Annotated in this window: 12 protein-coding genes and 1 pseudogene; 7 read left to right on the top strand and 6 right to left on the bottom strand. The window is 65.6% G+C overall.

What is annotated here, in order from left to right:
* The first annotated feature begins 2 nt into the window (after positions 1-2).
* Both ACFFDA_RS07335 and ACFFDA_RS07330 read left to right on the top strand, forming a co-directional pair.
* Entirely contained in the window at positions 3-893 is an 891-nt protein-coding gene (locus ACFFDA_RS07335; protein ID WP_404477388.1) for an N-acetylmuramic acid 6-phosphate etherase, read from the top strand.
* Between the two features lie 6 nt (positions 894-899).
* The gene (locus ACFFDA_RS07330) at positions 900-1,628 is read left to right on the top strand and encodes a GntR family transcriptional regulator (protein WP_404477386.1); all 729 of its coding nucleotides are present in this window, start codon (positions 900-902) and stop codon (positions 1,626-1,628) included.
* Between the two features lie 82 nt (positions 1,629-1,710).
* On the opposite strand, the gene ACFFDA_RS07325 is transcribed toward ACFFDA_RS07330, so the two are convergent.
* The 3 genes from ACFFDA_RS07325 to ACFFDA_RS07315 form a co-directional block, all read right to left on the bottom strand.
* Entirely contained in the window at positions 1,711-2,382 is a 672-nt protein-coding gene (locus tag ACFFDA_RS07325; protein WP_404477385.1) for a spermidine synthase, read from the bottom strand.
* Between the two features lie 52 nt (positions 2,383-2,434).
* Entirely contained in the window at positions 2,435-2,770 is a 336-nt protein-coding gene (locus ACFFDA_RS07320) for a DUF6481 family protein (RefSeq protein ID WP_404477383.1), read from the bottom strand.
* Between the two features lie 81 nt (positions 2,771-2,851).
* Entirely contained in the window at positions 2,852-3,058 is a 207-nt protein-coding gene (locus ACFFDA_RS07315; RefSeq protein WP_007684000.1) for a cold-shock protein, read from the bottom strand.
* Positions 3,059-3,867: 809 nt separating this feature from the next.
* Between ACFFDA_RS07315 and ACFFDA_RS07310 the strand changes: the two genes are divergently transcribed.
* The 4 genes from ACFFDA_RS07310 to ACFFDA_RS07295 are packed head-to-tail and all read left to right on the top strand — an operon-like array spanning position 3,868 to position 14,987.
* Entirely contained in the window at positions 3,868-10,335 is a 6,468-nt protein-coding gene (locus ACFFDA_RS07310) for an Ig-like domain-containing protein (protein ID WP_404477381.1), read from the top strand.
* 32 nt (positions 10,336-10,367) lie between these two features.
* Positions 10,368-11,600 (top strand): TolC family protein, encoded by a 1,233-nt coding sequence (locus ACFFDA_RS07305; protein WP_404477380.1) that lies wholly within the window; start codon positions 10,368-10,370, stop codon positions 11,598-11,600.
* Positions 11,597-13,807, top strand: a complete 2,211-nt coding sequence (locus ACFFDA_RS07300; RefSeq protein ID WP_404477379.1) for a type I secretion system permease/ATPase — start codon at positions 11,597-11,599, stop codon at positions 13,805-13,807. Before ACFFDA_RS07305 ends, ACFFDA_RS07300 begins: the two co-directional genes overlap by 4 nt.
* Positions 13,797-14,987, top strand: coding sequence for an HlyD family efflux transporter periplasmic adaptor subunit (locus ACFFDA_RS07295; RefSeq protein WP_404477377.1), 1,191 nt, complete (start codon positions 13,797-13,799; stop codon positions 14,985-14,987). Before ACFFDA_RS07300 ends, ACFFDA_RS07295 begins: the two co-directional genes overlap by 11 nt.
* Before the next feature lie 571 nt (positions 14,988-15,558).
* Here the strand turns inward: ACFFDA_RS07295 and ACFFDA_RS07290 are convergent.
* Positions 15,559-15,969 (bottom strand): hypothetical protein, encoded by a 411-nt coding sequence (locus tag ACFFDA_RS07290; RefSeq protein ID WP_404477375.1) that lies wholly within the window; start codon positions 15,967-15,969, stop codon positions 15,559-15,561.
* Positions 15,970-16,203: 234 nt separating this feature from the next.
* Between ACFFDA_RS07290 and ACFFDA_RS07285 the strand changes: the two genes are divergently transcribed.
* Complete coding sequence (locus ACFFDA_RS07285) at positions 16,204-18,090, top strand: potassium transporter Kup (protein ID WP_404478308.1); 1,887 nt, start codon at positions 16,204-16,206, stop codon at positions 18,088-18,090.
* A gap of 33 nt (positions 18,091-18,123) precedes the next feature.
* On the opposite strand, the pseudogene ACFFDA_RS07280 reads toward ACFFDA_RS07285, so the two are convergent.
* Positions 18,124-18,373: pseudogene (locus tag ACFFDA_RS07280) on the bottom strand (helix-turn-helix domain-containing protein); the annotation flags it as partial.
* A gap of 108 nt (positions 18,374-18,481) precedes the next feature.
* Positions 18,482-18,745: a hypothetical protein gene (locus tag ACFFDA_RS07275; RefSeq protein ID WP_404477374.1), complete on the bottom strand. Its 264-nt coding sequence runs from the start codon at positions 18,743-18,745 to the stop codon at positions 18,482-18,484.
* Positions 18,746-18,782: the final 37 nt, after the last annotated feature.

Raw genomic sequence — 18,782 nt, 5'->3', positions numbered from 1 at the left:
TCATGAATACGGAAGCACTCGACGCCCGCTATATCGATCTCGACCTCTGGCCGACCGAACTGGCGGTGGAAGCCATGCTCGAGGGCCAGATGGCCGCCATCGCCGCGATCCAGTCTCAGACCCTCGCCATCGCCCGCGCAGCCGAAGCCGCCGCCGCGCGCCTGGGTAGTGCCGGGCGGCTGGTCTTCGTCGGCGCCGGCACTTCGGGCCGCCTTGCGGTGCAGGACGGGACCGAGCTTTACCCCACTTTCGGCTGGCCGATGGATCGCATGATCTTCCTCATGGCCGGCGGCGTCAGCGCGCTGACCGAAGCCTATGAAGGCGCCGAAGACGACGTCGAGGCGGGCCGCACCGAGATCATCGGTCATGGCATCGGCCCATCGGACGTGGTCATCGCCGTCGCCGCCAGCGGCCGCACACCCTACACCGTCGCCGCGATCGAGCAGGCACGCAAGGCCGGAGCACTGACCATCGGCATCGCCAACAATGCCGGAACCGTGCTGGTGGACAAGGCCGAACACGGCATCATCGCCGTCACCGGCAGCGAGGTCGTTGCCGGGTCTACCCGGATGAAGGCGGGCACTGCACAGAAGGCCGTGCTCAACCTGCTGTCGACTGCGATCATGATCCGCCGCGGCCTCGTCTACGAAGGCCGCATGGTCGCCATGCGCATATCCAATGCGAAGCTCTTGCAACGGGGGCGCGGCATGGTTCAGGATATCGCCGGGGTAGACGCCGGCGTGGCGGCTCGCGCGCTCGAGACGGCCGGGAATGAAATCCGGCTCGGCGTGATCGTCGCCATGGGTGTGCCGGTCGAGGAAGGCCGCACACTGCTCGAGGCGCACGGTGGCAATCTGCGCGACGTCATGCAGGTTCTGAAAAGGCGGGATTGACCAAGGATGCGTGACATAGCCTGGACGCGCAGCGAGGAAGGCACGCCGCTGTACCTGCAGCTTGCCCGATCCCTGCGCGAGCACATTAGCAGCGGCGGTATCGACCCCGGCAGCGCGCTCCCCTCCGAGCGGGACCTGAGCGAAATGGCTGGGCTTTCGCGCGTCACCGTGCGCAAGGGTATCGAACAGTTGATCGACGAAGGCGTTCTGATCCGCAGGCAGGGTTCGGGCACGTTCGTCGCCAAACGGATCGAGGCACCCGGCGCCAGGCTCAGCAGCTTCAGCGACGACACCCGGTCCCGCGGCGAGGCACCCGGCGTCGTGTGGATCTACAAGTCCTACGCCCTGCCGACCGAGGAAGAGGCGACGGCGCTGCAGGTTTCCGCAACGGCACGCGTGGCCCGCCTCGGCCGCGTCCGGCTGGCCGGCGGCGAGCCCCTGGCGATCGAGCACGCGGTGATCCCGGCGATGTTCATGCCAGACCTCGAAAGCTTGGGCGATTCGCTCTACCAAGCTTTGGAAAAGCACGGTTTTCGCCCCACGTCGGGCACCCAGCGGCTGCGCGCGTCATTGGCGACGCCGACCGAGGCGGGCATCCTTTGCGTGCAGCAGAATTCAGAAGTGCTGCGGATCGAGCGTCAGACGCGCATTCCGGACGGGCGGATCGTCGAATTCACCCGCTCGGTCTATCGGGGCGATCGTTACGAGTTCGTGACGGAACTCAACGAGGTCTGATCGCAACCTCGAATGATTCGAGGTCGTGACGCCTTTCTGGCAGTTGGCACGAGTGCCCCCGAACTGGTGAAACGGCGGCGGATTACGCCTTTCGGGCGAACCAGATGACGTGATCGTGACCCTTGCCGTGCGTATAGGCTTTCACCTCGACTTCGTCGACTACGAAGCCGGCTTCCGCCAGTTCCGTTGTGAACGTGCCCTCGGGAGTGGCCGACCAGATCGCCAAGATGCCACCAGGCTTGAGCGCCGCCTTGGCGGCCTGCAGGCCGCGTTTTGAATAAAGGTGGTCGTTCAACCGTCGGGTCAGGCCTTCGGGACCGTTGTCGACGTCAAGCAGGATGGCATCGTAGCCGTCCCGCGCCGCGTGGATCAGCATTGCGACATCGTCGTTCACGAGCACGACGCGCGGATCATCGAGGCACCCCCCGGTCAGGTCCCGCATGGGACCTCGCGCCCACTGGATGATCTCGGGCACGATTTCGGCCACGGTGACGCTGGCATCCGCGCCCAGAACCGCCAGTGCGGCGCGCAAGGTAAAGCCCATGCCGTAGCCGCCGATCAGCAACTCGGGGGCAGGTCGCCCGCCGAGTTGCTCGCAAGTCATCGTCGCCAGCGCTTCCTCGGAAGCGCAGATATCCGTGCTCATCAGCTCGTTGCGATCGAGAATGATCGCGAAGTCGGCGCCGTTGCGCACGAGTTGCAGTTCCACCCCGTCCGGAACGCGGGCAGTGCCGATCAGTTCGTCTCCGATCATTGGCTCAATCGTCTGTGGCTCAATCATCGGGACGTCTTTCGGAAGAGGAGAGCTACTTCTTGCGTGCCTTGCGCGCGGCGTAACGCGCATCGCGGGCCGCCTTGCGTTCGGCCTCGGTGAGTTCGGGGGGCGGTGCGGCTGCGATCGCGTCGAGCTTTGCCTGCTCCGCCTTCGCTAACTTTTCCGCGAGCTTGGCTTCGCGAGCAGCCTTGGCGGCCTCGCGCTTCGCTGCCTGCGCGGCTTCGCGCTCCTGCGCCTTTGCTATCCGCTCTGCCTGGACCGCCGGATCGACCGGGGCCTTGGACTTGAGCAGCGCCAGCGCCTTGGCCCGCGCCTGCGCAGCGGCGTTCACCCGGTCCTGAATGCCGGGTTCCTTGTATCCTGCCATCAACTCGTACCTAATTCTGTCAAGATCGTCGTGGAGTGGAAAGGGCCACGCCTTGGCGGCGCGCCCCTTTCCTCACCCTATTCAGGCCGGCTGAAGGTTGACGGCCGAGGTCTTGCCGCGACGGTCGGTTTCCAGCTCGTAGGAAACGCGCTGTTCCTTGTCGAGGGTGCGCATGCCGGCACGCTCGACGGCCGAGATGTGCACGAAGGCATCGTCGCCGCCGCCTTCAGGCGCAATGAAACCATAGCCCTTGTCGGCATTGAAGAATTTGACTTTTCCGGTGATCATGGGACGCATTCCTTGTCCGAGGTTGACGGGCATGCTCCAACGCGGCGCATCCCGGCTTCGTGAAGCAACTAAGGGACAAAGGGAGCAGCTGAAGCGGCCCGATATCCGTCGATGGCGACATCAGCACCGAGGCCCATAGCACATTCTGGACAGATAGCCATGACCGGAGTGAAATGGATGGGGACGGACTGCAAAAGCTTGCGATTCCGCATCGGGGGCTGACGATGCTCCGGAAAAGTCGGCGCCATGTTCGGCTTGGCCGGGAACTGGACCGTATCGGAGAAGAGCCCGTGTTCGAGGAACGCCCGCTCCGATCGATGCGACAAAATCCAGTCTCGATTGTGTAACCGCCAAGAACTGACCGAGGAACCTCAGCGATCTCCGTATCGAGGAGATGGCTGCGCTACGGAATGGCCCGGGTCGCACCAAATTCATCCGTTATCGAACACCAGCGTCCCCGCAAAATTTCCCTAAGCAACGGAAGCGTTTGGTTCCCGTACAATCCCATCGGATTTGGACGAATCCCGAATTGGCTAATCGCGCAAGGTGCTTATCCAAACGCGAGCAGGGTCCTGACAGCAGATCCGTCTGACGGACGCTGGAGCGCGCGATGACGGCGCGGTGCGGTGAACGGCAGGCGACAACAAGACAAGATACGACAATCCGGCATCGATGCGGCCGGATGACGGTGCGCGGGCTTCCTCCGCCAGGGTCGAGTACGGCTCGCACGCACCCGTCGCTCGCCGCTCCACCGGACTGCCCGTTTCCTTGCCGTTCGTACCCGTTCGCCGATCGTGGGAGGTCACCAAATGCCTGTCGAGGCCAAGATTTCGCCAACAACCAGCGGCATCAACACCGCGACCGTCCAGGCGGTCGAAGGGTCGGTTTCAGTCCCTGCGGGCAGCAGCGTGGCCCTGAATGTCGCCCCCGCTGCGGTTGCGGGCTACACCCGCGATGGCACGGACCTGCTGGTCCATCTCAAGTCGGGCGAAGTGATACGAGTCGCCAACTTCTACCTCGACCCCACGAAAGTCTCGCACCTGCTGCTCGTCCAGAACGAGGAACTGGTCGCCGCCGACATCGGCCAGGCCACGGGCAGCGCCTTGTCGAGCGCTACGTACGTGCCGATAGATGCAGCCGCCGGCTTCCAGGCCTCTGCTGCAGTCGAGGCGGCCGGCGCGGCTGCCGGAGCGGGTGGAGCAGGCCTCGGCGCGGGCGCGCTCATCCCGCTCGGCGTACTCGGCGTGGGCGGCCTGGCCGTGGCGGCCGCGGGTGGGGGAGGAGGCAACGACGAACCGGTCACCCCACCCGACACGACCGCCCCCGCCGCCGCGACGGGGCTTGCCATCAATACGGCGGGTACCAGCCTGACCGGCAGCGCGGAAGCCGGCGCGACCGTCAACGTGGACCTCGACGGCAACGGCACGACCGACATATCGGCTACCGTCGGCGCCAACGGTACGTTTGCCGTCGCACTCTCGCCACCGCTGCTCGACGGCGAGACGGTCAGCGTCATGGTGCGCGATGCGGCCGGCAACACCAGTCCTGCGGCCACCGTCACCGCGCCCGACACCACCGCTCCTGCCGCTGCCCAGGGCGTTGCCATCGCCGCCGACGGGGCGAGCATCACCGGCACCGGCGAGCCCGGCGCAACAGCGCAAATCGACGTGGATGGGGATGGTGCCCCGGATTACAGCGCCACGATCGCGGCCAACGGCACTTTCACGATCGCCCTCGCCCCCGCCCTCGACAACGGCCAGCAGATCAGCGTGACCTTGGTCGACGGTGCCGGCAATATTAGCGCTGCCGTGCTGGCGACGGCGCCCGACCTGTCCCCGCTGCCGACCACCGCGCCTGTGATCGATCCAACCGATGGAACCTTCCTCGCGGGCACGGCGACGAGCGGAACCGCGGTGCTGCTCACCGACGCGGCGGGAGCCACGATCGGCCAAGCGGCGATCGCCGCCGACGGCATCTGGTCTTTCATTCCGTCAACGCCGCTTGCCGACGGCACCATCGTCACTGCGACCGCGGTCAACCGGATCGGCGAGGCCGGGCCCGGGGCGACCGCCATCGTCGACGCGCTTGCCCCGCCCGCGCCGGTCATCGCCCCGTCGAACGGCGGCTCGGTCACAGGGTCTGCGGAAGCCGGTGCGATCGTGCTGATCTCCAACGAACAGGGCACTCCCATCGGCCAGGCCACCGTCGATGCCGGCGGCGCCTGGACCTTCACACCCGTAACGCCATTCACCGACGGCACTGTGGTGATCGCTGTGGCGCGCGATGCGGCGGGGAACACCAGCCCGACCTCCAGTATCACGGTGGACGCAGTCGCGCCCGCCACGCCGGCCGTCACGCCGCCTAACGGAGTGTCCGTGTCAGGCACTGCGGAGCCCGGCTCGACCGTTTTGCTCATCGATGCGGGGGGCGATCCCATCGGCCAAGTGATCGCCGATACCGGAGGCACCTGGACATTCGCGCCGACCTCGCCCTTTGCCGACGGCGCCGTGCTGACCGTCGTCGCCCGCGATGCTGCCGGGAACGCCAGCGCGCCGGCAAGCGCAACGGTGGACGCCGCCCCACCTGAAGCCCCGACGATCGCGCCGACCAGCGGCGAGATCCTGTTCGGGACAGCCGAACCCGGATCATTGGTCACCCTGAGCGATGGCGACGGCAATCCCATCGCCCAGGTTAGCGTCGATGCAGCAGGTGACTGGACCTTCACGCCTGCCTCACCGCTGGGCGACGGCACCGTCGTCGAAGCGGCCGCGACAGACGCCGTCGGGAACACGAGCGCGATCGCCAGCACCACAGTCGATGCGACCCCGCCCGCCGCCCCAGAGATCTACCCGACCGACGGATCGGTGATTTCCGGCACCGCAGAGCCGGGCGTTCTGGTCTCCGTATTCGTCGAAAGCGGCGACCCCATAGGCGAGGCCACGGCCGATGCCGATGGCCATTGGACCTTCACGCTCGACGTGTCCCTGCCTCATGGTGCAGTGATCCACGCCCACGCACAGGACCCCGCTGGCAACCAGGGCCCCCAGGCCAGCGCGACGGTCGATTCGATCGCGCCCGATGCTCCCACGGTGGAAGCAACGAACGGTTCACTCCTCGCCGGGACAGCCGAACCCGGCACGACGGTCATGCTGACGGATAGCGACGGCACCGCCATCGGCGAAACCATTGTCGATGACAACGGCGACTGGACCTTCCTCCCGAACCCTTCGCTGGTCGATGGAACGGTGGTCTCCGTAGTTGCACAGGACGCCGCCGGCAACGCCAGCATGGTGGTAGACGTGACGGTCGACGCCGCAGCGCCGGCCGCTCCAACCATCGATCCCTCCAACGGCGCGGTGCTGTCCGGCAGTGCAGAGGACGGATCGATCGTCACCCTGACGGACGGCGACGGCGATCCGATCGGCCAGGTCACTGCCTACGGCAGCGGCAACTGGAGCTTTACGCCCGGATCGCCCTTGCCCGACGGCACCGTGGTCAACGCGGTGGCGACCGATGCGGTCGGCAACACCAGCCCGCCATCCTCCACCACCGTCGACTTCACCCCGCCTGCCGCCCCCGCGATCGACCCTACCGACGGTTCCACCATCACGGGTACCTCGGAGCCGGGCGCTCTCGTAACCCTGACGGACGACGATGGTGATCCCATCGGCCAAGTCAGAGCCGATAGCGATGGCGCCTGGATCTTCACGCCGGGCGTCCCGCTGCCAGACGGCACCATAGTCAATGCCTTCGCACAGGACGCCGCCGGGAATGTCGGTCCGGAAGCCAGCGTGACGACGGACGCCATCGCTCCACCCGCGCCCACCATCGATCCGACCAACGGCACGGTAATCGCCGGCACGGCCGAGGCGGGATCGACGATCCTGCTCACCGACGAAAACGGCGACCCCATCGGTGAGACCCTGACAAACCAGGACGGCGACTGGACATTTACCACCGGCTCGCCACTGCCGGACGGCACGGTCGTGAACGCCGTAGCCCGTGATGCTGCCGGCAACACCAGCCTCGAGGCCAGCACGACCGTCGATGCCGCCCCGCCAGCGCCTCCCTCGATCGACCCCGGCAACGGGGCATTCCTCATCGGTCAGGCGGAGATCGGCGTGGTCATCACGCTGGCGGACGGCAGCGGCGCCCTCATCGGCCAGACTTCGACCGATGGCAGCGGCAACTGGGCCTTCGCGCCTAGTGTCCCCCTCCCCGACGGCACGGTGGTCGTCGCCGTCGCCAGCGACACCGCCGGTAACGCCAGTACGCCTACCAGCACCACGGTCGACGCGGTCTCACCCCCTGCCCCTACGATCGACGCCACCAACGGTTCGGTGCTGTCCGGCACGGCAGAGGCCGACGCCACGGTCACGCTGACCGACGGCAGCGGCAATTCCATCGGCCAGACCGTTGCCGATGGCGACGGTGCCTGGAGCTTCGTTCCCGACTCGCCTTTGCCCGACGGCACCGTAGTGAACGCCGCAGCGACCGATGCTGCCGGCAATACCGGTCCCCAGGCCAGTACTACCGTGGACGCCGTAGCGCCGGCCGCGCCGGTGATAGACCCCAGCGACGGCAGCACAGTAACCGGCCTGTCCGAGGCCGGGACGCTTCTCGTGCTGACCGACGCTGACGGCAATCCGCTGGGCCAGGTGACGGCGGATATCGACGGCGCCTGGTCGTTCACACCGGCATCGCCATTACCCGAGGGCTTCGTGGTAAATGCGATCGCACAGGACGCGGCAGGCAATACAAGCCCCCAGTCCAGCACTACGGTCGACACCACGCCGCCTGCCGAGCCGACGATCGACCCGACCAACGGCTCGCAAGTCACCGGCACGGCCGAGCCGAACTCGACGGTGATCCTGATGGACGGCACCGGCAACGCCTCCGCCCGCGTGATCATTCCCCAACTCGGCCTGCCGCTGGGCCAGGTCTTTGCGGACGAAGGGGGAAACTGGATATTCACTCCCCTTTTGCCGTTGCCCGACGGCACCGTTGTGATCGCAATCTCGGTCGACGCGGCCGGCAATGTGAGCAGCGCGGTGAACACGACGGTCGACGGTGAGGCGCCCCTGACCCCGACCATCGATCCCACTTCGGGCCTGGCGCTGGCGGGAACCGCGGAAGCCGGTGTGACTGTCCTGCTGACCGACGCACTGGGAGATCCCATCGGTCAGGCCACGGCAGACGAAGACGGAAATTGGACCTTCGCCCCGCTCGTTGCCCTGGTCAACGGCACGGTTGTGGATGCAGTGGCAGTGGATGAAGCCGGGAACGAGAGCCCCCCGGCCACCATCACCGTCGATTCGATCATTCCAGCCGTTCCGCTGGTGAACGCCAGCAACGGAACGATCATCACCGGCACCGCAGAACCGGATTCGACCGTCGTCCTGACTGATGGCTTCGGTAACCCGATCGGCACGGCCACTGTCGACGGCAACGGCGACTGGAGCTTCACTCCCGAGGCATCGCTGCTCAATGCCACCGTCGTGATCGCGGTGGCGCAGGACGCCACGGGCAACACCAGCGGACCGACGGCGATCGTCGTCGATGCCCTCGCCCCGGCAAGCCCGTTCCTGTCACTGCTGTCCAACGGCAGCCTGCTCAGCGGTACGGCAGAGCCCAACAGCCGGATCGAGATCGTCATCGATGGCGACACCGCCAACCCAATCGTCGTCAACGTCGATGGCAGCGGCAATTTCAGCTTCCCGCTGTCTGCGCCGATCGTGCTTGGCGAGACCATAAGCGCCGTTGCGGTCGATGCGGCGGGCAACACAAGCCTGCCGACCCTCCTGGTCGCACCAGACATCGCACCGCCAACGCTCTCGGTGCCGGAGGCCGCGGACGGCTTCGTAAACGCAACGGAGATTGACAACGGCATCCAGGTCGAAGTTGCAGTACGGCCGACGATGCAGGTTGGACAGGTCGTCACAGCCCAGTTCAACGGACAGGGGAACTATCAGGTCCAGGCCACGCACACGCTGACCACCGGCGACATTCTGGTGGGCGCGGTGATTCTCAGTATCGTGCCAACCGGAGGGCTTGGCGCACTGCCGGACGGCGCCTCGACGATTGTGGCCAGCGTGGGCGGGGGCGCGGTTTCGTCGCCCGTCGCCTTCACGATCGACACCACGCCCCCGCCGGCGCCGATCGTAGCCCTGACCAGCAGCGTGCTGACGATCTCGGCCGATCCCGGCACCGACCTCACGGTCAATGCCGATGTAGGCGGGACCAGCGCGAATACGGTGGTTACGGCCGACGAGAACGGGTTGGCTTCGGTAAACCTGCTCACCGGCCTGAATGTCGGCCTCGGATGGAACGACCTGCTGACCGCCGAAGTCACCGTCACCGGCAAGGACAAGGCCGGCAATCCCGGCAATGTCGCCACGATTGACGTCGATTCCAGCATCCAGCGGCCGGTGACGATCGGCAACCTAGCCCTCGACGTCAGCCTCAACCCGCTCAACCCGCGGTTCGGGTTCAGTGGCACCACGGAACCCGATTCTACGGTCGTCATCCGCGTGGTCACGCCGGTGTTGAATGTCGAGCTGCTACCTGTCCAGGCCGACAGTTCCGGCCATTTCGACCTTAACCTGCTCAGCCCCACAATCCTGACCCAGCTCGGCCTGAACATCACCGATATCCTCAACCTGGGAGCGCAGATTTCCTTCGGCGTCGTTTCCACCGATCCCCAAGGCAACGAGAGTTCGGCCTACGTCGTCGATCTGGGCCCGAACGGATTGTCGCTGAATATCGGGCAAGTCGATGTCAACGGCACCGTGGGTGACGACGTGATGTCGGGGTCGGTCGGCACCGAGCACATCAACAGCGGTAGTGGCAACGACCTGATCTTCGACGTCGGAGCCGGCGACCACGTCGCTGCCGGCCCCGGCCACGACACGGTGCAGCTGACCGCGACCAACTTCTCGAACGCGGATGGCGGAACCGGCTTCGACACCGTCCTTCTCGCCAACGGGATCGACCTCGACTACGGCGTCGGGGTCGGCACCTTCACCGGGATCGAGAGGTTCGACCTCGGCAGTGGCGACAGCGGCAGTGTCCTGACGCTAACCGCGAGTGAAGTGACCGCGATCACGAGTGGCAACAACACCCTGCAGATCACCGGCGAGAGCAACGATGCCCTTCACGTCACCGGCGCGGTCGACACCGGCACGACGCAACAAGTCGAAGGCGTCGTCTACCACGTCTATAGTTTCGGGGTGAACACGCTTCTGGTCGAGGACAACACAATTCAGGTCGTGGTGTGAAAGCTGCGCGACGGAGGCGAAAGTGGAGAGCCATGGCACAGGTGGCCTTTCTGGTGCTGCCGACCTTGTCTTCGGGGGCTGGCGCCATGACCGTGGAGGACGCCGTGGCTGCGGGTATCGCGCGAAACCCGCAGATCGCAGCGGCCAGCTCGGAAGCCAGCGCGGCGAAGAGGGACGTCGATGTCGCCAAGGCGAGTTACCTGCCGTCCGTTTCGGTCTCGGGCGGTCCGCAGGATACCACGCCGGATAAATGGGGCTATGAAGTGACCGCGGCACAGATGGTCCACGATTGGGGGCAGGCAAAAAGCCAGGTTCGCGGTGCTCGCGCCGCGCAGCGGCAGCGCGAAGACGAGTGGCTGGTGACGCGCGACGATGCGGTGCTGGACCTCGTGGAAACCTACCTCGATGTCCTGCTGGCCCGGCGGCAGCGCGACGTTGACCTGGCCCAGATCGCGACGCTGAGAGATTTCGCCCAGATGACCGGCATCCGCGCGCAAAGCGGCTACGCAGATCGCAGCGAGCCTGACCGCGCACAACTGGAACTTGCGCGGGCGCATCAACGGCTTGCCATCGACGAAGGAACGATCGCCGACGCCGCCAGCCAGTTCGAGACGCTGGTCGGAGCTATGCCGGACGAACTCGTCGAGCCGTCGCCCCCGTCCATGATCCTGTCGGTCGATGGGCAAGACCTTGCCGCTTTGGTCGAAACCGCGCCTCTCTACCGCAAAGCCTTAGAGGACACCAACCAGGCACGGGCACAGTTCGACGAGACCCGCGCCGCGATCCTGCCGCGGGTCAACCTCGAAGCTACCGCCCTCAGCCGGGAGATCGGCGGGCGCATGCAAAGCGACGCTATCGTGGCCGTGCGCCTGCGAATGAACCCCATGCAGGGCCTGTCCAGCTTCGATCGGGTAAAAGGCGCACGTGAACGGATCGATGCCGCGCAATGGAAGGAAGTCGCGGTCAGGCGCGACATCGAGCGGCGGTTGCGCAATCTCGTGACCAACGGCACCGCGCTGGCGGAACAGGAGCGCGCACTCGAACGTCAGGTTGCCAACGCGGGGGAACTGGGCAGCCTCTACCGCGAGCAGTTCGAGGTTGGCCGGCGTGACATCATCGACCTCGTCACCGTCCAGCGCGAACACTACGACGCGCGGCGGTCGCTCAACGAAGTGCACCTCCAACTGATCCGCGTCCAGTACCAGATGGCTGCCCAACTGGGGCGCCTGGCTGACGTGATCGACCTTGGGGAAAGACTGCCGTGAGCACAGCCCTCCACGATGCCCCCCCTATCGAGAACCCGCATCGGGTGCTCCTGCGCGACCGGGACCCGCTGCGCGAGGGGCTCGTTTTGCTGGCCGGCATGCTGGGCCGTCATACTAGTGCCAGCGAACTGGGTGATGGACTGCCACTCGTCGACGGACGGCTGCCTACGGACATGATTCCGCGCGCGATGCGCCGGCTGGATATAGCCGCGCAAGTGCGCCGCTCTGACCTTGCGATCCCCAGCTATCTCCTGCCCGCCTTGCTGGTGCTGAACGATGGCGAGAGCGTGGTCCTTACCGCCATCGACGACGAGAGTGCCACGATACGCCTCCCCCATGCCGACGGCGGCGTGCAGAAAATGGCATATGCCGACCTCGCCGCACGCCACGCCGGGACGACGGTGTTCGCCAAGGCTCGCTTCCGGGCGGACGAGCGGGCGGGCGGGGCGGTTCCGGCGCTCGGGTCATCGACGACCGGGCAGCATTGGTTCTTCGGGGCCCTGCGGCGTTATCGCAACGCCTATCTCGAAGTCGCGCTCGGAGCGATGATGGCGAACCTGCTGGCCATCGCCTCGGCCCTCTTCGCGATGCAGGTCTATGACCGTGTGGTTCCGAACGCCGCCTTCGACACGCTGTGGATACTGGCCAGCGGCGTCGCGCTCGCGATCGTCTTCGAGGCGGGGTTGCGCCACATGCGCGGCCATCTGCTGGACACGATGGGCAAGAGCCTCGATCTCACCTTGTCCACCCAACTGTTGGCGCGCGTCTTGCAAACCCGGCTTTCGGCACGGCCCGCCTCGCTGGGTGCGTTCACCAGCCAGATTCGCGAGTTCGAGGGCGTGCGCGAGTTCTTCACCTCCTCCAGCGCGGCAATGGCCAGTGACTTTCCCTTCACGCTGATCTTCCTTGCGATCATTGCGCTGATCGGCGGTTGGGTGGTGATCGTACCGGTGGCCGCTATCGTACTGATGATCCTGCCCAGCCTGGTCATGCAGCGCCGGCTGGCTGAACTGTCGCGGCGCAACCTCCAGGAGGGGGCGATCAAGAACAGCCTCCTCATCGAGGCGGTCGAGAACCTAGAAGCGATCAAGGCGGGGCGCGGCGAAGGGCGCACGATGATGCTGTGGGAAACGCTGACCGCGCAACTCGCGGAGACGGCCAAGCGGACCCATTCGTTGGCCAGCGCGCTTGGCTATGGCGCGGGCATGGTGCAGCAGCTCTGCTATGTCGGCGTCGTCGCCTTCGGGGTCTACCGCATCAGCGAGGGGGCGATGACCGTCGGCGCGCTGGTCGCCTGCTCGCTGCTCGCCGCACGCGCGATAGCGCCAGTGACCCAGGCCGCCGGCATCCTTGCGCGCTGGCAGCACACCAAGGTAGCACTGCAAGGGCTGGACCAGCTTATGGCAGCACCCGTCGAACGACCGGAGAGCCGGGCTTTCGTGCGCGCCGAGCGCCTGCGCGGCCGGTTCGAGCTTCGCGATCTCGTGGTGCGCTATGCCGAAGACGGCCCGGCAGTGGTCAACGTCGCCGCGCTAGACATTCGCGCCGGTGAGAAAGTCGCAATTCTGGGTGGCAACGGCGCGGGCAAGTCGACCCTGTTGCGGCTGCTTTCCGGGCTTGGCGACGCGACCGCCGGGGGCATCATGCTCGACGGCATGAGCCTCATGCAGATCGACCCTTCGGACCGCCGCGCAGCGATCGGCTTCCTTCCGCAGGACGTCGCGCTGATGCATGGTACCTTGCGCGAGAACCTCAACCTCGAAGGGCGCGCGATCGGTGATGCCGATATGTACGCCGCACTCCACGACGTCGGGCTAGGCCGCTTCGTAAGGGCTAGTCCGCTCGGCCTGGACATGCCGCTGCTGGGTTCGCGCAGTCTCTCCGGCGGTCAGCGCCAGGCGGTGGGGCTGGCAAGGGTCATCCTGCAGGACCCCCCTATCGTGCTCCTCGATGAACCGACCGCCTTCTTCGACCAGACCAACGAAGAGCACGTCGTTGCGCGCCTCCAGGCATGGATGGGCGAGCGCACCTTGGTACTGACCACACACAAGCGCAGCATGCTCGGGCTCGTACAGCGCATCGTGGTCCTGCGCGACGGGGCAGTGGTGATGGACGGACCGGTGGCCGGTATGGTCTCGGGCAATCAGGTCAAGGCCCCTCCAAGGGCTGCGGCTTCGACGATGGGCGGAGCTGCGCATGGCGATTGACGGCATTTCCGCGCAAGGGCTGCGCCGCGAACTCGACGATCCGTTCCGTGCCACGGCGCACCCGCTTTACCGACCCCTTCTGTGGGCTGTGCTCACCTGCATTTTCGTGGCCCTGGCCTGGGCCGCCCTGGCCCGCATCGACGAAGTGACGCGCGGCGAAGGGCGCGTGGTGCCGGTCAGCCGCATGCAGAAGATCCAGAGCCTGGAAGGCGGCATTCTGGGCGACCTGCTCGTGCAGGAGGGCGACATGGTGCGGCGCGGGCAGCCGCTGGTTCGGCTCGACCGCACGCATTTCCAGACCTCCTACGACGAGTCCGCCAATCAGGCGACGGTGCTAAAGGCCGCAATCGCGCGGCTTCAGGCAGAAGTACTCGGCAAGGGTTCGGTCGCCTTCCCTCCCGAGGTGCCGGCCGATAGTTCGGTGGCCCGGTCCGAGCGCGAACTCTTCGCCTCACGCCGCAGCAAGCTGGAGGAGGGGCGCCATTCCCTGCGCCAGCAGATGCGGATAGCACAGGGGCAGCTCGCCATCGTCCAGCCACTGGCCGTGCGCAAGGTGGTGAGCGACATGGAGGCGCTCAAGCTGCGGCAGGATATCGCCACCTACAACGGCAAGCTGGTCGAACAGGAAAACACCTACGCGCAGGAAGCCTATACCGAACTGGCGAACAAGCAGGCGGAACTCAGCGCGCTCAGCCCCATCGTCCAGCAGCGCGGGGACCAGTTGCGGCGCACCGAAATCCGTTCGCCGGTGCATGGCCGGGTCAATACCGTGCTCATCAACACGCGTGGGGGGGTGGTGCAACCGGGCGAACCAATCATGGAAATCACACCGATCGAGGACCGCCTGCTTATCGAGGCCCGCATCCGGCCGCGCGATGTTGCGTTCATCGTGCCTGGCATGCCTGCCAAAGTGAAGATCACCGCCTACGACTACACCATCTACGGCGACCTCACCGGCCGGGTGGAACGGATCGGTGCCGATACCGTCGAAGAGGAGACGGTACGGGGCAAGGAGGCCTATTATCAAGTCCTCATCCGCACCGACGGAGCGCGCCTGATGCGCGAAGGCCGGCCGCTTCCGATCATTCCCGGGATGGTGGCCGAAGTGGATATCCTGAACGGCAAGCGCAGCGTGTTGAACTACTTGCTGCGACCGATCCTCAAGGCGCGTTTGCATTGAAATGGCGGTTGGGTCCGCTAACTCGACCCAACACGTTCGTGATCGCGCACGACAACATTCGAGCGGACATTCTCCCTTCTCCATGGATGAGGGCCTTACGCCCCCCACCGGTCATCCCTGCGAAAGCGGGGCTCCTGCTCACGTGGTGCGGGACGAGAGACAAAAAGCAGGACTCTCGCCTTCGGGAGGGCGACGGCTGCGGATAGGGGTAAAGGATAGCGCATGGGGAACCCGGTCGGCTCGACCACGTTCGTCGAAGCGCTGCGCCCATTCCGGGCATCACCTTCGGCGCGGTCGAAGGCGGCAACCCGCAAGGCGACCGTCCCTTGATCCGCGGCTTCGACGCCAAGGGCAGCACGTATATCGACGGCGTGCGCAGCGTCGGCGGCCAGTAGCGCGAGATATTCGCGATCGAACAGATCGAAATGCCCGGCACGGTCGAAAGCTCAGCACCCGGCTCCGGCTCGAACTTCTCGCTGCCGTCTTTCGAGTGGGGAACCGGAAATTCCCCAAAGATCGTCCAGCCCGTGCCTGATGGAATCGGGACGACGAACAGCCGCTGGTGGACGCATCACACCCCGGCCTGTCCGTTACGGCGAAAATCAGGTTGTCGCCGTGATCGTATGATGTGGCCGTTAGGGGCCGGCTTCATGTTCGGGAAAGCCTGACTTTCCGGGACTACGGGGTCACCGTAAAGGAGGATGTCGAACTGCCGAGGCTCGACCAGCGCGGCGCTCCACCGTGACGGTATCTCGACCTGCTTCCACAGGCCCGGGCCGACGATGAACAAGGCGCTGCCAACCACGGCCAGAGCGACGAGGAGCGTGCACAGGCCGAGCTCGCTCCATCCCGCCGCCGCGGGTGGATGGGAATGGACCTGCGCGTAAAGCCTCGAAGCCGCGAGCCAGGCCGCGGACAAGACGGCTAGACCACCAATGCGCAGCCCGACCCGGGCCGCCAGAGTTTCATACCACCTGACCATCGTCGTACCTCCATGAGGAGGCACACCAACTACGCAGCGGCGCATAGCAATTCGAGAGCGAGGAACGTCGCGGCGCATTGAGATTTCATAACGCCGGCGGCGAAAATGCGACGAGCCGAAGCAATCATATGCGATTCATATGCGACGCGCCTCCTCTCTGCATGGAGATCAAATGCGCTTCTGTGGCATGGATGGCATCGGCCAGAATCGGGATACAACTTGAGCACCAATGACATGCGCGTGGAAGCGCCCAGCAGCCATGCCGTACACGGACGGCTCCCTACGCTCGCGCTCGGGGCGCTTGGCGTGGTGTTCGGGGACATCGGCACATCGCCGATCTATGCGCTGAAGGAAAGCTTCGTCGGCCACCACCCGCTGACCGTCGATGCGCCGCACGTCTACGGTGTGCTCTCGCTGATCTTCTGGACGATGATGCTGATCGTCACGGTCAAGTACGTCTTCATCGTCATGCATGCCGACAACGAGGGAGAAGGCGGCAGCATGGCCCTGCTCGCGCTGATCGGTCGCACCCTCGGCGAAAATCGATGGACTCCGCTTGTGGTGATGCTCGGGGTGCTCGCCACGGCGCTCTTCTACGGCGATGCGATCATCACCCCGGCCATGTCGGTGCTCTCCGCGGTCGAAGGCCTGAGCGTCGTCGAAAGTTCGCTGTCCGACCTCGTCCTGCCGATCGCGATCGTCATCCTCGTCGGCCTGTTCCTGATCCAGAAGCACGGGACCGAGAAGGTGGGCACGTTCTTCGGGCCGATCATGGTCGTGTATTTCCTGGCCTTGGCGGGCCTGGGCGTCCTCAACATGGTCCCCCACCCCGAAATTCTCGGGATCGTCAATCCATGGTGGGCCTACCAGTTCTTCGCCATCGATCCGATGCTGGCGTTCCTGGCGCTCGGCTCCGTCGTGCTCGCCGTCACCGGCGCCGAGGCGCTCTACGCGGACATGGGCCATTTCGGGCGCAAGGCGATCAGCGTCTCGTGGCTCTACGGCGCCTTCCCTTGCCTGATGCTCAACTACATGGGCCAGGGCGCATTGCTGCTCGACAATCCGGCGGCGGCCAGCAATCCCTTCTTCCTGCTCGCCCCCGAATGGGCGCGATTGCCTTTGGTGATCCTCGCTACCTTGGCAACGATCATCGCCAGTCAGGCGGTCATCTCGGGGGCCTTCTCGGTGACCCGCCAGGCCGTCCAGCTCGGCTTCCTGCCCCGGCTGCGGATTCTCCACACCAGCCCGTCGGCCGAGGGCCAGATCTACATCCCCCTCGTCAACTGGGCGCTGCTGGTCTTCGTCATCCTGCTCGTCGTCTTCTTCCGCTCCTCCAGCAACCTGGCGGCGGCCTACGGCATCGCGGTGACCGGCACGATGGTCATCACTGCCTGCATGCTGGGCATCCTAACCTTTAACGTTTGGCGCTGGCCTCCGCTCGTCGCAGGCGGCGTGACGGGAGTGTTCCTCGTCATCGACGGCGCCTATTTCCTGTCGAACGCCACCAAGATTCCCGATGGCGGCTGGTTTCCGCTGGCGGTCGCCGCCGTCGTCTTCCTGCTGCTCACGACCTGGGCCACCGGTCGCAAGATCATGCGCCGCTACCTCGCCGAAGGCGCGGTGGACTACGACCTGTTCATCAAGTCGACGGCAAGCTCGGTGAAGCGCGTGCGCGGCACCGCGATCTTCCTTTCGTCCACCTTAGAGGGAATACCCCCGGCGCTGCTGCACAACGTCAAGCACAACAAGGTGCTCCACGAGCGCGTCATCATCCTTACCGTGGTGACCGAAAATGTCCCGCACCTGGGGCACCAAGAGCGCTTCGAGGTCACCGACCGGGGTTCCGGCTTCTACCGCATCCGCCTTCGCCATGGCTTCATGGAGGACGTGGACATCCCGGCGACGCTCAAGACCATCACAATGTGCGGCGCCCCGATCGCCATGATGGACACCAGTTATTTCCTGAGTCGGCAGACGCTCATTCCGTCGGAACGCCCCGGCATGGCGATCTGGCGCGAGAGGCTGTTCGCGTGGATGATCCGCAATGCCGCGACGCCCATGGAATTCTTCAACCTTCCCACGAACCGCGTGGTGGAACTGGGCTCCCAGGTGGAAATCTGAAGCCGCCGGCTCTCGGGCGGCCAATTCAGTGCGTCATGGTGGGGCCGCGTCATCCGGGATGCGGAAGCGGTAGCCGATCCCGACGTCGTTGCTGATGATCTGCGGTCGCTGGGGATCGGCTTCCAGCTTCTGGTGCAAGGTCCATACCAGCACGCGCAAGTATTCGACATGCCGCTCGTGCTCGTTGGGCCAGACGTGGACCATGATCTGGTCGTGGGTGATGACCCGACCCGGAAGACTTGGCGAGCTGGTACAGCACCGCGTATTCCTTGGGCGTGAGGTGTGGCGGACGCGACCGAAAAGGGCCCGACAGGAGCCAGCCAGCCCATTACGCTGCTTGCCCCGGGAAGCCGTCATGCGGGAGAAACATCCTGCCTGTCAGGAGCAATGCTCAAGTGTCTCCCCGGACGGGCAATCGACTTCGATTGTCGCTTCCGGAACCGGGAAACCGTACGCGTTTCGAGGCGACGAGATCGAGAGCGACGTCCCATTCGACTTCGACGAACGGTTCCTCCCCGCGACCGGAGCGCGATCGTCCCTCCAGCCAGCCCTGGCGCACCGCCGGCCGTGCGATCCGCAGCGCCTCTACGTCGGGCGCGAGCTGGTCGAGGCCTATCGCGGTCGGGTCTGGGTCGGCTGAAAGCGAGGCGAGCACGGGGGCTGCCCCCTGTCCTCGCCGGACTTCATAGATG

Source organism: Novosphingobium sp. BL-52-GroH (genome assembly GCF_044813085.1).
In the GTDB taxonomy this organism is placed as follows: domain Bacteria; phylum Pseudomonadota; class Alphaproteobacteria; order Sphingomonadales; family Sphingomonadaceae; genus Novosphingobium.
Note: the sequence above shows the minus strand (reverse complement) of the source record. Positions and strands in the feature narration are given on the sequence as shown.

Coding starts and splice junctions, on each gene's coding strand:
- ACFFDA_RS07335 (WP_404477388.1), top strand. CDS start 3: ATGAATACGGAAGCACTCGACGCCCGCTATATCGATCTCGACCTCTGG.
- ACFFDA_RS07330 (WP_404477386.1), top strand. CDS start 900: ATGCGTGACATAGCCTGGACGCGCAGCGAGGAAGGCACGCCGCTGTAC.
- ACFFDA_RS07325 (WP_404477385.1), bottom strand. CDS start 2,382: ATGATCGGAGACGAACTGATCGGCACTGCCCGCGTTCCGGACGGGGTG.
- ACFFDA_RS07320 (WP_404477383.1), bottom strand. CDS start 2,770: ATGGCAGGATACAAGGAACCCGGCATTCAGGACCGGGTGAACGCCGCT.
- ACFFDA_RS07315 (WP_007684000.1), bottom strand. CDS start 3,058: ATGATCACCGGAAAAGTCAAATTCTTCAATGCCGACAAGGGCTATGGT.
- ACFFDA_RS07310 (WP_404477381.1), top strand. CDS start 3,868: ATGCCTGTCGAGGCCAAGATTTCGCCAACAACCAGCGGCATCAACACC.
- ACFFDA_RS07305 (WP_404477380.1), top strand. CDS start 10,368: ATGGCACAGGTGGCCTTTCTGGTGCTGCCGACCTTGTCTTCGGGGGCT.
- ACFFDA_RS07295 (WP_404477377.1), top strand. CDS start 13,797: ATGGCGATTGACGGCATTTCCGCGCAAGGGCTGCGCCGCGAACTCGAC.
- ACFFDA_RS07290 (WP_404477375.1), bottom strand. CDS start 15,969: ATGGTCAGGTGGTATGAAACTCTGGCGGCCCGGGTCGGGCTGCGCATT.
- ACFFDA_RS07285 (WP_404478308.1), top strand. CDS start 16,204: ATGCGCGTGGAAGCGCCCAGCAGCCATGCCGTACACGGACGGCTCCCT.